11 protein-coding genes are annotated in these 13335 nt (G+C 65.2%); all 11 read right to left on the bottom strand.

Translation table 11 applies throughout. The features are described from left to right. Nucleotides 1–9 precede the first annotated feature (9 nt). The 11 genes from C4B30_RS16775 to C4B30_RS16825 all read right to left on the bottom strand — a co-directional run bounded on the left by C4B30_RS16775 (nt 10) and on the right by C4B30_RS16825 (nt 13258). Entirely contained in the window at nt 10–789 is a 780-nt protein-coding gene (locus tag C4B30_RS16775) for a ParA family protein (RefSeq protein WP_027783158.1), read from the bottom strand. Nucleotides 790–840: 51 nt separating this feature from the next. Then, nucleotides 841–1527 (bottom strand): 16S rRNA (guanine(527)-N(7))-methyltransferase RsmG, encoded by a 687-nt coding sequence (rsmG, locus tag C4B30_RS16780; protein WP_105132712.1) that lies wholly within the window; start codon nt 1525–1527, stop codon nt 841–843. Then, nucleotides 1524–3494 carry a tRNA uridine-5-carboxymethylaminomethyl(34) synthesis enzyme MnmG gene (mnmG, locus tag C4B30_RS16785; protein ID WP_105132713.1) on the bottom strand — a complete coding sequence of 657 codons (1971 nt, stop codon included), beginning with the start codon at nt 3492–3494 and terminating at the stop codon, nt 1524–1526. Before mnmG ends, rsmG begins: the two co-directional genes overlap by 4 nt. 537 nt (nt 3495–4031) lie before the next feature. Then, entirely contained in the window at nt 4032–4787 is a 756-nt protein-coding gene (locus tag C4B30_RS16790; protein WP_105132714.1) for an ABC transporter ATP-binding protein, read from the bottom strand. Further along, nucleotides 4787–6571: a branched-chain amino acid ABC transporter ATP-binding protein/permease gene (locus tag C4B30_RS16795; RefSeq protein ID WP_105132715.1), complete on the bottom strand. Its 1785-nt coding sequence runs from the start codon at nt 6569–6571 to the stop codon at nt 4787–4789. The genes C4B30_RS16790 and C4B30_RS16795 overlap by 1 nt, the downstream gene beginning before the upstream one ends. A gap of 4 nt (nt 6572–6575) precedes the next feature. Further along, nucleotides 6576–7631 (bottom strand): branched-chain amino acid ABC transporter permease, encoded by a 1056-nt coding sequence (locus tag C4B30_RS16800; protein WP_105132716.1) that lies wholly within the window; start codon nt 7629–7631, stop codon nt 6576–6578. A 205-nt stretch (nt 7632–7836) separates the two neighbouring features. Continuing rightward, a complete protein-coding gene (locus tag C4B30_RS16805; protein ID WP_105132717.1) occupies nt 7837–8994 on the bottom strand; it encodes an ABC transporter substrate-binding protein in 1158 nt (385 codons plus the stop codon). A 78-nt stretch (nt 8995–9072) separates the two neighbouring features. Next, nucleotides 9073–9642 carry a hypothetical protein gene (locus tag C4B30_RS35360; RefSeq protein WP_158683506.1) on the bottom strand — a complete coding sequence of 190 codons (570 nt, stop codon included), beginning with the start codon at nt 9640–9642 and terminating at the stop codon, nt 9073–9075. A gap of 426 nt (nt 9643–10068) precedes the next feature. Further along, nucleotides 10069–11046 (bottom strand): branched-chain amino acid ABC transporter permease, encoded by a 978-nt coding sequence (locus C4B30_RS16815; protein WP_199779072.1) that lies wholly within the window; start codon nt 11044–11046, stop codon nt 10069–10071. Beyond that, entirely contained in the window at nt 11046–11930 is an 885-nt protein-coding gene (locus C4B30_RS16820; RefSeq protein ID WP_027783150.1) for a branched-chain amino acid ABC transporter permease, read from the bottom strand. The genes C4B30_RS16815 and C4B30_RS16820 overlap by 1 nt, the downstream gene beginning before the upstream one ends. A gap of 128 nt (nt 11931–12058) precedes the next feature. Then, on the bottom strand, nt 12059–13258 hold the full coding sequence (locus C4B30_RS16825; RefSeq protein WP_027783149.1) for an ABC transporter substrate-binding protein: 1200 nt from the start codon (nt 13256–13258) through the stop codon (nt 12059–12061). Between the last annotated feature and the right edge of the window lie 77 nt (nt 13259–13335).

Raw genomic sequence — 13335 nt, forward strand, 5'->3', positions numbered from 1 at the left:
ATGTCCGGATCACGACACCTCGAACGCGCGCACGCGCTCGATCATCTCGGCACCGAACTGGATATACGCCTGCGCACCGCGCGAATTGCGGTCGAACACGACGCCCGGCAACCCGTAACTCGGCGCTTCCGCCAGGCGCACGTTGCGCGGAATCACCGCGTCGAACACCTTGTCGCCGAAGTGCGCTTTCAGTTGATCGGAGACTTGCTGCTGCAGCGTGATGCGCGGATCGAACATCACGCGCAGCAAGCCGATGATCTTCAGGTCGCGGTTCATGTTCGCGTGAACCTGCTTGATCGTGTTGACGAGATCCGACAGCCCTTCCAGTGCGAAGTACTCGCACTGCATCGGGATCACGACGCCATGCGCCGCGCACAGTCCGTTCAGCGTCAGCAGCGACAGCGTCGGCGGGCAATCGATCAGCACGAAATCGTAGTCGTCGGCCACGCGCTCGAGCGCGGCCTTCAGCCGGCGCTCGCGGTTGTCGATACCGATCAGTTCGATCTCGGCGCCGGACAGCTCGCGGTTCGCGGGAAGCACGTCGTAAGTCACGCCTTCCGGACGCACACGTGCGTCCGTCACCGACACGCCGTCGATCAGCACTTCATACACGGTCGCTTCGCACGCGGCCTTGTCGATCCCGCTGCCCATCGTCGCGTTGCCCTGCGGGTCGAGATCGATCAACAGGACTCGTTGCTCCTGCGCTGCAAGGCTTGCGGCGAGATTGACCGATGTCGTCGTCTTGCCGACGCCCCCCTTCTGGTTCGCAACGCAGAAGATCTTTGCCATCGTTGGTGTGTTCCCTTTACCTTCAAACAAACGGCGCGCTACTGCGCGCCTTCAATTCGCGTCGTCGACGGCCACTTCGAACAGATGCCGCTCTGCATCGAGCATCGGCACCGCCAGCCGGATCGTCTGCTTCACGCGGCTGCCTTCCGGCAACCGCGCAATCTCGTCATCCGGGTGAACGCCCTTCATCGCCCAGATCGACCCGCCCGGTGCAACCAGATGTCGAGCAAGTTTAACGAAGTCGGACAGGTCAGCGAAAGCGCGGGATACGATCATGTCGAATTTTTCCGGCACTTCGACACCCGGCTGCAGCGATTCGACCCGCCCGGTGACGACTGACAGGTTCGCGAGCTTCAGCTCCGCGCGCATCTGCGTCTGGAAGGCAGACTTCTTCTGCACGATATCGTTCAGCGTGACCTGCCAGCCCGGCTCGACGATCGCCAGCACGATACCGGGCAGCCCGCCGCCCGAGCCGACGTCGAGCACGCGCGCCGACGTACGGCCGCGCAGATGCGGGACGATGGAAAGCGAATCGAGGATGTGCTGGATCAGCATCTGCTTCGGGTCGCGGATCGCGGTCAGGTTGTAGACCGCGTTCCACTTGCCGAGCAGCGCGACATAGTCGAGCAGCTGGGTGCGTTGTGTATCCGTCAGCGTGAGGTCGAGTGCCGCCGTACCTTCGACGAGCATCTGTTCCAGTACGTCCCGATTAACCGCCGGCGCGCGACGCGCCGTCATTGTTGCGTCGGGACGCTGCCGCCCCCCTGCTCCGCGGCCTCTGCGGCCGTGCCGTTACGGCGGCCCAGGCCGCGACGCTTCAGGTGCACCATCAGCAGCGAAATGGCCGCCGGCGTGACGCCCGAGATGCGCGACGCCTGCCCGATCGTTTCCGGCCGGAACTCGTTGAGCTTCTGGCTCACCTCGAATGACAGCCCGCGGACTTCGCGGTAATCGATACCGTCCGGCAGGCGCGTGTTCTCGTTCGCGTCGTTGCGCTCGATCTCGGATGCCTGACGTTCGATATAGCCCTGATACTTGATGCCGATCTCGACCTGCTCCTTGATCTGCTCAAGCAGCACCGGATCGTCCGTCAGCGGCTCCGTGGGGCCGCACTCGCCGCCCTTCAGCCCGCACACGCCGTCGTAGCCCACACCCGGGCGGCGCAGCAGCTCGGCGAGGCTGTATTCGTGATCGATCGCCTTCCCCAGCAGCGCTGTCGCCTCTTCCACCGGCAGCGTCTTCGGCGTAACCCACGTCGACTTCAGGCGTTCGGTTTCACGTGAAACAGCGTCGCGCTTCCGGCTGAAGGCGTCCCAGCGCGCGTCGTCGACCAACCCAAGCTCGCGACCGATCTCGGTCAGGCGCATGTCGGCGTTGTCTTCGCGCAGGCTCAGGCGGTACTCGGCGCGGCTCGTGAACATTCGGTACGGTTCGGCCACGCCGCGCGTGACGAGATCGTCGACCAGCACGCCCAGATACGCCTGGTCGCGACGCGGGCACCACGCGTCCTTCTCTTGCACATAGCGGCCCGCATTGAGGCCGGCCAACAAACCCTGCGCAGCCGCTTCCTCGTAGCCGGTCGTGCCGTTGATCTGGCCCGCAAAGAACAGCCCGTTGATTGCCTTCGTCTCGAGCGACGCCTTCAGCGCGCGCGGGTCGAAATAGTCGTATTCGATCGCGTAGCCGGGGCGCAGGATATGCGCGTTCTCGAGGCCGCGCATCGAATGCACGAGCTCGAGCTGGACATCGAACGGCAGGCTCGTCGAGATCCCGTTCGGATAGAACTCGTTGGTCGTCAGCCCTTCCGGCTCGAGGAAGATCTGGTGCGATTCTTTCGACGCGAATCGGTGGATCTTGTCCTCGATCGACGGGCAATAGCGCGGCCCCACCCCTTCGATCACGCCTGTATACATAGGCGAACGATCGAGACCGCCGCGAATGATGTCGTGCGTGCGCTCGTTCGTATGCGTGACCCAGCACGGCAGCTGCTGCGGATGCTGCTCCGCGCGGCCCAGGAACGAGAACACGGGGATCGGATCGAAGTCGCCCGGCTGCTCGTCGAGCTTCGAGAAGTCGATCGTGCGACCGTCGATACGCGGCGGCGTACCGGTCTTCAGCCGGCCCTGCGGCAGCTTCAGCTCCTTCAGGCGCGACGACAGCGACACGGCCGCCGGATCGCCTGCGCGACCGCCCGTGTAATTGTTCAGGCCCACGTGGATCTTGCCGTCGAGGAACGTACCGGCCGTCAGCACCACCGCGCGAGCGCGGAAGCGGATGCCGATCTGCGTGACGGCGCCCACCACGCGGTCGCCTTCGACCATCAGGTCGTCGACAGCCTGCTGGAACAGCCACAGGTTGGGCTGATTTTCGAGCCGGTGGCGGATCGCGGCCTTGTACAGGATCCGATCGGCCTGCGCACGTGTCGCGCGCACGGCCGGGCCCTTCGATGAATTGAGGATCCGGAACTGAATACCGCTTTCGTCCGTCGCGGCGGCCATTGCGCCGCCCAGCGCATCGACTTCCTTGACCAGATGGCCCTTGCCAATACCGCCGATCGACGGATTGCAGCTCATCTGCCCAAGCGTTTCGATGTTGTGGGTCAGCAGCAGTGTCTTTGCGCCCATACGGGCGGACGCCAGCGCGGCTTCCGTGCCGGCATGACCGCCGCCGACGACGATGACGTCAAATTCTGTGGGAAAAAGCATGGTGGATTCCGTACGCGGAGCTGCGCACGAACCTATCTGAGAAATGTATGGGCCGAATTATAGCGGGTTCGCTTTTCACCCGAAGGCCGTCCGAATGGTAGGGTCTGTGCATTTCGGCGATTTTTGCTGTGGAGAGGGGAATTTGCCGGATCGGGCAGCTTCGGCGGTACCTGCGAGCACGTCTACGCACATCGTCGTGCCTGTGCAAAATCTGGTTGATCGTCACGCCAGCATGCGTGAAACCGCCTGATCTGACCGATGTCTGTGCCCAACCCGGCACTCCGGACACGACACCCCTGTGCGCTAACTCCACACAGCATTTCTGGCCGGAGTCCCGCGACTTGTCCACCGAAGTGCGACGCATCGCCGACGGTGGAACAAGCCTGCGCGGCACCGCACAGTACCTCCGACTACTCCGGAGCGACTTATCCCCCCGCCCCAAACGCCGATGCATCGAGCCCCCGCGCGACCTCGCAAACAAAAACGGCGTGTTTCACGTGAAACACGCCGCCCGTTTCCTGCCCACCGCACCCGCAATCAAGCCGTCTTCTTCGCCAATCCAAGATAGGTCTCGATTACACGCGGATTCTGCGCAAGCTCGGCCGCCGGGCCCTCCAGTGCAAACTCGCCCGTCTCGAGCACATAGCCGTAGTCGGAGATCTGCAGCGCCGCCCGTGCATTCTGCTCGATCAGCAGCGTCGCAACGCCGGTACCGCGCAACGCGCTGATGATATGAAAGATCTCCTTCACGATCAGCGGCGCCAGCCCGAGGCTCGGCTCGTCGAGCATCAGCAGGTCGGGCTTGCCCATCAGCGCACGGCCGACCGCCAGCATTTGCCGCTCGCCGCCCGACAGCGTGCCGGCCGCCTGCCTGCGGCGCTCCTTCAGCCGCGGAAACAGCGCGAACACGTGATCGAGTTGATCGAGGAAGTTCGTTTCCCCTGCCTGCTTGCGCCGGTATGCGCCCAATATGAGGTTGTCCTCGACCGTCATCGTGCTGAACAGCTCGCGCTTCTCCGGTACGAGGCACATCCCGCGCGCGACGCGCTGCTCGACCGGCAACGCGCCGACATCGTTGCCGCGATACACGACCGCGCCCGACGCATGCCCCGTTATCGGCAGCGCCCCCATGATCGCGTTCAGCAGCGTCGATTTACCGGCCCCGTTCGGGCCGATCACGCTGACGATCTGCCCCGCTCCGACCTTGATGGCAGCACCGTGCAGCGCCTCCACCTTCCCGTACCGCACCGCCAGCCCGCGTACCTCGAGAATCGGCATCGTCGTGTCCGTCATCACTCCACCCCGCCCAGATACGCTTCGAGCACGGCCGGATCCTGCTGCACATCCTGCGGCAGCCCTTCCGCGATCCGCGTACCGAACTCCATCACCACCAGCCGGTCGGTGAGGTTCATCACGAAATCCATGTCATGTTCCACGAGCAACACGCTCATGCCTTCGGCCTTCAGCCGCCGCAGCAGGTCGGCGAGTTGCTGCTTCTCCTGGTAACGCAGGCCGGCGGCCGGCTCGTCGAGCAGCAGCAGCGTCGGATCGCAGCACAACGCCCGTGCGATTTCGAGAATCCGCTGCTGGCCGAGCGCGAGGCTGCCCGCTTCGTCGTACATGTGCTTCTCGAGCCCGACGCGGCGGATCTGGCGCGCGGCTTCGGCCAGCAACTGCGCTTCCTCGTGCGCATTGAGCCGCGCGATGCTGCGCCACACGCCCGTATGACCGCGCAGATGGGCACCAATCGCGACGTTCTCGAGCACTGTCATCGCCGGCAACAGCTTCACGTGCTGGAATGTGCGACCGATGCCGCGGCGGACGATCTGACGCGACGTCAGCCCGTCGATGCGCTCGCCGCGAAACGTGATCGCACCGCCGGTCGGCTTCAGCACGCCGGTCACGAGGTTGAACGTGGTCGACTTGCCTGCGCCGTTCGGGCCGATCAGCCCGACGATCTGCCCCGCTTTCACGTCGAAGCTGACGTCGTTGACGGCCACGAGCCCGCCGAACTGCTTGCGCGCGGTGTCGACCACGAGCAGCGGCTCGCCGGCCACGGGCTTCGCGCGCTGCGGCAGCGGATCGGCCTGCTCCGGCACATGCGCGCGCGGCCCGCGCGGGAACAGTCTCGCGACGAACGGCCAGACGCCCTGGCGCGCGTACTGCAGCAGCAGCACCATCAGTACGCCGAACACGATGATCTCGAAGTTGCCTTCCGAACCGAGCAGCTTCGGCAGCAGCGTCTGCAGGTAATCCTGCAGCACGGTGAGGATCGCCGCGCCGAGCACCGCGCCCCATACGTGCGACACGCCGCCCACCACCGCCATGAACAGGAATTCGATCCCGTGGTTCAGGCCGAACGGGGTCGGGTTCACAGCACGTTGCAAGTGCGCGTACAGGAAGCCCGACACGGCAGCGAGCACGGCCGCATAGACGAAGATCACCACGCGCATCCACGCGGTGTTCACGCCCATCGCCTCGGCCATCACGCCGCCGCCGCGCAGCGCGCGGATCGCGCGGCCGGGCCGGCTGTTGAGCAGGTTCTGCACCGACACGATCGCGGCCAGCACCACGGCCCAGATCAGGAAATACAGACTGCGGCCGCTTTCGAGCTGGATGCCGAACAGGTTCAGCGCCGGAATCCCGTTGATCCCGTCGTACTTGCCGAGCAGTTCGAGGTTGCCGAACAGATAGAACAGCGCGAGGCCCCACGCGATCGTGCCGAGCGGCAGAAAGTGCCCGGACAGCCGCATCGTCACGGCGCCGAGCATGAGCGCGACGAGCGCCGTCAGCACGACGCCGCCGATCAGCGCGAGCCACGGCGACACGCCGTACCGCGTCGTCAGGAACGCGGTCGCATACGCGCCGATGCCGACGAACGCGGCCTGCCCGAAGCTCGTCATCCCGCCGACGCCCGTCAGCAGCACGAGCCCGATCGCGACGATCGCATACAGGCCGATGTAGTTCAGCAGCGTGATCCAGTACTCGGGCACCTGCAGCGCGCCGGGCAGCACCGGCAGCGCGAACAGCACCACGAGAAACAGCCAGAAGGTCTTGTTGCGTACCATCGTCTTCATCGCGTCACTCCTCTTCCTCTTCCGCATGCGGCGTCACGAAGCTCCGCCACAGCAGCACCGGAATGATCAGCGTGAACACGATCACCTCCTTGTATGCGCTCGCCCAGAACGACGAATACGATTCCAGCACGCCGACGAGCAGCGAGCCGGCGGCCGCGAGCGGGTAGCTGACGAGCCCGCCGATGATCGCGCCGACGAAGCCCTTCAGGCCGATCAGGAACCCCGAGTCGTAGTAGATCGTCGTCAGCGGGCCGACGAGGATCCCCGACAGCACGCCGAGCCCTGCCGCGAGCGTGAACGCGAGCCGCCCGGCTTCGGTCGTGCCGATGCCGACGAGCCGCGCACCGAGCCGGTTCACCGACGTCGCACGCAGCGCCTTGCCGGCGATCGTGCGGCCGAAGTACACGTAGAGCGCACCGATCAGCACGAGCGCCGTGACGACGACCAGGATGCTCTGGGCCGATACCGTCATGCTGCCGATCGCGAACGACGCGTCCGAGAATCCGTTGGTGCGCGAGCCTTCCGCACCGAACATCACGAGGCCGAGGCCGACCATCGCGAAATGGACGGCGACCGACACGATCAGCAGCAGCAGTGTCGTGCCTTCGGCAATCGGCTGGTACACGAGCCGGTAGACGAACGGCCCCATCGGCACAACGATCGCGAGCGTCAGCGCGATCTGCGCGAGCATCGGCAACGGTTGCGCGGCAAAGCCGCGCGTGACCGCGAACACCGCGAGCGGCAGCAGCACGTAGCGGCTCGCCAGCGTCGCGAGCGTGCGGCCGAGCTGATGACGGCGTTCGCGATGGCGGATCAGGCCGCCGACTTCCAGCAGGAAGCACGCGATACCCATCACGAACAGCAGCCAGCAGGTGGCGGGGAATTTCTGCGCCTGCAACGCGGCCAGCGTCAGCACACCGTAGGCGACGAATTCGCCCTGGGGAATGAAGATCACCCGCGTGACGGAAAACACCAGCACGAGCGCCAGCGACAACAATGCATAAATGGCGCCGGTCGTGATGCCGTCTTGCGCGAGGATCGCCGCAATCGAGAGATCCATACGTTTCGTGTATCGAGAGAGAGAATGCTGCGGAGAAACGAAAGGCGAAAACGCCCGGGGCGCGCGCGAAGCGATTGGCCCGTCGCGCGCCATGCGGCGGCCCCCGGTGGTTCCAGGCGGCACGGGTGCGGCCCGTGGGGCGCGCCACCCTGCCGACGGCACACGCGGCGCCGTTCGCGCCGCGCACGCCGGTTTCACGCGATGCTTACTCGGCCTGCAACTTCCACTTGCCGTCGACGATCTGCACCATCACGCGCGCACGCGTGTCGAAGCCGTTGTGATCGGTCGCCGTCGTGTTGATCACGCCGTGCGAGACGGGCAGATCCTTCACGCTTTCGAGCGACGCGCGCAACGCTTCGCGGAACGCCTCGGTGCCCGGCTGGCCCTTCTTCAGCGCTTCCGGGATCGCCCTCTGCAGCAGCAGCCCCGCATCCCACGCATGGCCGCCGAACGTCGACAACGAACCCGCACCGTAGGCCTTCTCGTACGCGGCCTTGTAGCCGAGCGCCGGCTTCTTCACCGGATTCGAATCGGGCAATTGATCGGTCACGAGCACGGGGCCGGCCGGCAGGATCTCGCCTTCGCAATCCTTGCCGCACACGCGCAGGAAATCGTTGTTCGCGACGCCGTGCGTCTGGTACACCTTGCCCTTGTAGCCGCGCTCCTTCAGCGTCTTGGCCGGCAGCGCCGCCGGCGTGCCGGAGCCCGCGATCAGCACCGCATCGGGGTTCGAGCCCAGCAGCTTCAGCACCTGCCCCATCACCGACGAGTCGGTCCGGTTGTAGCGCTCGTTCGACACCAGCTTCAGCCCGTTCTTCGCGGCCGCCGCGTCGAACGTCTTGTACCAGCTGTCGCCGTACGCATCGGCGAAGCCGATGAAGCCGACCGTCTTCACGCCGTGCTTCGCCATGTAGCCGGCGATCGCGTCGGCCATCAGCTGATCGTTCTGCGGCACCTTGAACATCCACGCGCGCTTCGCGTCCATCGGCGCGATGATCTGCGCGCTCGCCGCAAGCGAGATCGTCGGCGTCTTGCCTTGCGACACGGGGTCGAGCATCGCGAGCGAGTTCGGCGTGACGGAGGAGCCGATGATCGCGTCGACGTGGTCCTCGTCGATCAGCTTGCGTACGTTCTGCACCGCGCGGCTCGTGTCGGAGGCGTCGTCGAGCACGATGTACTGCACGCTCTTGCCCGCGATTTCCTTCGGCAGCAGCGCGATCGTGTTCTTTTCCGGAATCCCGAGCGAGGCGGCCGGGCCGGTGGCCGACAGCGTCACGCCGATCTTGACCTGCGCCGACGCCGTGGCCGCCGCACACACGAGGCCCGCGGCAAGCAGGGCCTCCATCCATCGATTCATCTTCATTTACGTTGTCTCCAAACGCTGCTCGAAAAAACCACGGGTCGCTCGGGCGGCTCCCGGTCCCCAAAACAAGTTAATATCTTAATTATCCATCTCGTCCGCGCCCATGCTCGTTTTCCCGTGAAACGCTGCACCCATGCGCCGCATGCCGGCCGAAACGGTCATTCGGCCATCACGATGCGCAGCAGCAATGTCGTCAGGATGAAGAAGGCGAATAAAGGCGGGATCGCGCGGAAAATCGGTGCGTGCGCAACGATGGCGGAAACGCACGCCGTTCCGGCGCGATGCGGCCCAGTACGCGTGCGATGAAACGTCGGAAAACCGGGCGCTCATGAGGAGGATGCAGATACGGATGCGAGCGCAACGATCCGCGCGGGCGTCTGGACGCGCATCCAGGCCGCGGAGCGGCTCGGGAATGCCGCGACGACCCATCGCGCACCCGATGACGAACGAACGGCGCTCGCCGCCTCTCCTGCCCCGATCCACCGCGCTGCGCTGCTCATCCAACCGTACTCCCTCTTCTGCATTGTGCTTGTAGGAGAACTGCCGACCGATTTTCCCGACCGCACGGTCGGCGAAAGCCGAGTGTAACGGACGCATTTCGCCCACGCCAACCGGGTAAGCCCGGAGCGCCTGTGCAGGATTGCGCATCGTCTGCGAACGGATCGCGGGAAAGGGAAAACGGAGGGACGCGCGAAGCGCGGAAAGACGCGGTGCGAACGCAAACGCGGGAAGTGGCCGTCACGCGGGCCGATGCACCATCGATGGAATCCGTGCACGCAAATGAAAAAGCGCTGTTGGATTCCGTCCAACAGCGCTTTGGGGTCCGGGCACTTTGTGCCTCGATTGTCTCCTCGTTCTCCACCTGCAAATTCGTTTCGCGGTGCATCAGAACTGAGGTGAATCTTAAAGAGGCTTAAGCACCACGACAACTTAGCATTTACCCCTATGGTGCATCGCCGCACGAAAATGGGGCACCAGCGTGCCGCGCGGCGTCGGCCCCAACCCGCTGCGACGCCCTTCCCGGGCGTGCCGGATGGTGCTTCGCATCAACTCGCGGCGACGCGCACGGCCGGCTCACGACGAGGCTCTCAACGGCTTGATCCGCGCGACCATCTCGCCGACGATGCCGCGCCGGAATGCCAGCACGCATGCGATGAAGATCAGGCCGGTAACGATCGTCGCCGATTCGCCGAGCGAATGGAACCACGCAACGCCCGTCGTCGACGCGAGCCATTCGCCGATGTCGCCGAGCCGGTCTTCCAGCGCCACGATCAACGCGGCGCCCAGGAGCGGCCCGAACAGCGTGCCCATCCCGCCGACGAGCGTCATCAGCACGACGAGGCCCGACATCGTCCAGTACGCGTCCGACAACGTCTCGAAGCCGAGCACCAGTACCTTCATCGAGCCGGCCAGCCCCGCGAGCCCGGCCGACAGGATGAACGCGAGCAGCTTGAAGCGGTCGGTGTCGTAGCCGAGCGAGATCGCGCGCGCTTCGTTCTCCTTGATGGCGACGAGCACCTGGCCGAACGGCGAATGGACGACCCGCACGATGAACGCGCACGCGGCCACGACCACCACCAGCACGACGTAGTACAGCGCGACGTCGTTCGACAGGTCGAGCAGCCCGAACAGGCGTCCGCGCGGCACGCCCTGCAGGCCGTCCTCGCCGTGCGTGAACGGCGCCTGCAGATAAATGAAGTAGACCATCTGCGCGAACGCGAGCGTGATCATCGCGAAGTAGATGCCTTGCCGGCGGATCGCGAACAGCCCGACGACGAGCCCGAGCAGCGTCGCGGCGACGGTGCCGACCAGCACGCCGAGCTCCGGCGTGAAACCGAGCGTCTGTATCGAATAGCCGGTCGCATAGCCAGCCGTCGCGAGGAACATCGCATGGCCGAACGACAGCAGCCCCGTATAGCCGATCAGCAGGTTGAACGCGGCCGCGAACAGCGCGAAGGTGAGCACCTTCATCACGAACACCGGATACGCGCCGATGAACGGCGCGGCGAGCAGTGCGGCGAGCAGCACGCCGTAGAGCACTTTTCTCTGCATCATTTTTCCTTGCCGAAGAGGCCCGCCGGGCGGAACAGCAGCACGATCGCCATGATCACGAACACGACGGTGGCCGACGCTTCGGGATAGAACACGCGCGTGAAGCCCTCGATCACGCCGAGCAGCAGGCCCGTGACGATCGAGCCGAGGATCGAGCCCATCCCGCCGATCACGACCACCGCGAACACGGTGATGATCATCGGCTGGCCCATCAGCGGCGACACCTGGATCACGGGCGCGGCCAGCACGCCCGCGAACGCGGCGAGCGCGACGCCGAAGCCGTAGGTGAGCGTGATCATCATCGGCACGTTCACGCCGAACGCCTCGACGAGCTTCGGGTTCTCGGTGCCCGCGCGCAGGTACGCGCCGAGGCGCGTCTTCTCGATCACGAACCACGTCGCGAGGCACACCGCGAGCGACGCGACGACGACCCACGCGCGATAGTTCGGCAGGAACATGAAGCCGAGGTTGGTCGCGCCGGACAACTGCGACGGCACGTCGTACGGCTGGCCGGACGACCCGTAGATCGATCGGAACACGCCTTCGACGACCAGCGTGAGGCCGAACGTGAGCAGCAGCCCGTACAGGTGATCGAGCTTGTACAGCCAGCGCAGCATCGAGCGCTCGATCGCGATCCCGAACGCGCCGACGAGCACCGGCGCCAGCACGAGCATCGCCCAGTACGGCAGCCCGAAATACGACAGGCCCATCCACGCGAGCATCGCGCCCAGCATGAACAATGCGCCGTGCGCGAAGTTGATCACGTTGAGCAGCCCGAAGATCACCGCGAGCCCGAGGCTCAGGATCGCGTAGAACGAGCCGTTGACGAGCCCGAGCAGCAACTGGCTCAGCATCGCCGGCAACGGAATGCCAAAGATTTCCATCGACTTAGCCGTCAGAATGAGTTTCGTTGCGTGCGCAACGTTCATGCATCGCGCACGCGGGCGGCGCAGCGGGCACATCGCTGCAGCCGCCACCGTGCGGCGCGCCCGTGCGCGCCGCTAGGCGATGCTTACTTCCACAGCGCGCAGCGCGTTTCCTGCTTGGTGCCGAACGCCTGTTCGCCCGGAATCGTCGCGAGCACCTTGTAGTAGTCCCACGGCTCCTTCGATTCCGACGGCTTCTTGACTTCCATCAGGTACATGTCGTGGATCATGCTGCCGTCCTGGCGGATATAGCCCTTCGCGTAGAAGTCGCTGATCTTGATCTTCTTCAGCTCGGCCATCACCTTGTCGGAGTCGGTCGTCCCGGCGGCCTGCACGGCCTTCAGGTAGGTCGTCACCGACGAGTAGTCGGCCGCCTGCAGGCTCGACGGCATCTTCTTCATCTTGCCGAAGTAGCGCTGCGCCCACTGGCGCGACGCCGCGTCGCGGTTCCAGTACCAGCTGTCGGTCAGCACGAGGCCCTGCGTCGTTTCGAGGCCGAGGCTGTGCACGTCGTCGATGAACATCAGCAGCGCGGCGAGCTTCATCGTCTTCGTGATGCCGAACTCCTTCGCGGCCTTGATCGAGTTGATCGTGTCGCCGCCCGCGTTCGCCAGGCCGAGAATCTGCGCCTTCGACGCCTGCGCCTGCAGCAGGAACGACGAGAAATCCGACGCGGACAGCGGGTGACGCACCGCGCCGAGCACCTGGCCGCCGTTCGCCTTCACGACGTCCGAGGTGTTCTTCTCGAGCGCCTTGCCGAACGCGTAGTCGGCCGTCAGGAAGAACCACGTCTTGCCGCCCTGCTTCACCACCGCGGAACCGGTGCCCTTCGCGAGCGCCATCGTGTCGTACGCGTAGTGGACCGTGTACGGCGTGCACTGCTCGTTGGTCAGCGTGTCGGCGCCCGCGCCGATGTTGATGTAGACCTTCTTCTTCTCGGCCGCGACCTGGTTCATCGACAGCGCGGTCGCCGAGTTCGTGCCGCCGACCAGCAGGTCCAGCCCGCCGCGGTCCATCCATTCGCGCGCCTTCGACGCGGCGATGTCGGCCTTGTTCTGGTGATCGGCATAGACGACCTCGATCGGCTTGCCGAGCACCTTGCCGCCGAAGTCCGCGACCGCCATGCGGATCGCCTCGAGACCGCCCTGCCCGTCGATATCCGCGTAAAGCCCCGACATGTCGGTGATGAAGCCGATCTTCACGGTATCCGCCGCGTGGGCGGCGCCGGCGGTGAACGCGGCGGTCGCGAGCGCGAGACAGGCCTGTGCGAGGGTCTTCATTTTCATTGACGTCTCCTGTTGTTCTGATGCGTTGTGGTTGTTCGAGGGCCGCCACGGCTAGCGGCAAGGGAAACGGGGCGGCG

The sequence above is a fragment of the Burkholderia sp. BE12 genome (assembly GCF_002959955.1).
Lineage (GTDB): Bacteria > Pseudomonadota > Gammaproteobacteria > Burkholderiales > Burkholderiaceae > Burkholderia.

Excerpts from the sequence above, each read along its gene's own strand:
- C4B30_RS16775 (WP_027783158.1), bottom strand. The coding sequence starts at position 789 with ATGGCAAAGATCTTCTGCGTTGCGAACCAGAAGGGGGGCGTCGGCAAG.
- rsmG (WP_105132712.1), bottom strand. The coding sequence starts at position 1,527 with ATGACGGCGCGTCGCGCGCCGGCGGTTAATCGGGACGTACTGGAACAG.
- mnmG (WP_105132713.1), bottom strand. The coding sequence starts at position 3,494 with ATGCTTTTTCCCACAGAATTTGACGTCATCGTCGTCGGCGGCGGTCAT.
- C4B30_RS16790 (WP_105132714.1), bottom strand. The coding sequence starts at position 4,787 with ATGACGGACACGACGATGCCGATTCTCGAGGTACGCGGGCTGGCGGTG.
- C4B30_RS16795 (WP_105132715.1), bottom strand. The coding sequence starts at position 6,571 with ATGAAGACGATGGTACGCAACAAGACCTTCTGGCTGTTTCTCGTGGTG.
- C4B30_RS16800 (WP_105132716.1), bottom strand. The coding sequence starts at position 7,631 with ATGGATCTCTCGATTGCGGCGATCCTCGCGCAAGACGGCATCACGACC.
- C4B30_RS16805 (WP_105132717.1), bottom strand. The coding sequence starts at position 8,994 with ATGAAGATGAATCGATGGATGGAGGCCCTGCTTGCCGCGGGCCTCGTG.
- C4B30_RS35360 (WP_158683506.1), bottom strand. The coding sequence starts at position 9,642 with ATGCGCAATCCTGCACAGGCGCTCCGGGCTTACCCGGTTGGCGTGGGC.
- C4B30_RS16815 (WP_199779072.1), bottom strand. The coding sequence starts at position 11,046 with ATGCAGAGAAAAGTGCTCTACGGCGTGCTGCTCGCCGCACTGCTCGCC.
- C4B30_RS16820 (WP_027783150.1), bottom strand. The coding sequence starts at position 11,930 with ATGGAAATCTTTGGCATTCCGTTGCCGGCGATGCTGAGCCAGTTGCTG.
- C4B30_RS16825 (WP_027783149.1), bottom strand. The coding sequence starts at position 13,258 with ATGAAAATGAAGACCCTCGCACAGGCCTGTCTCGCGCTCGCGACCGCC.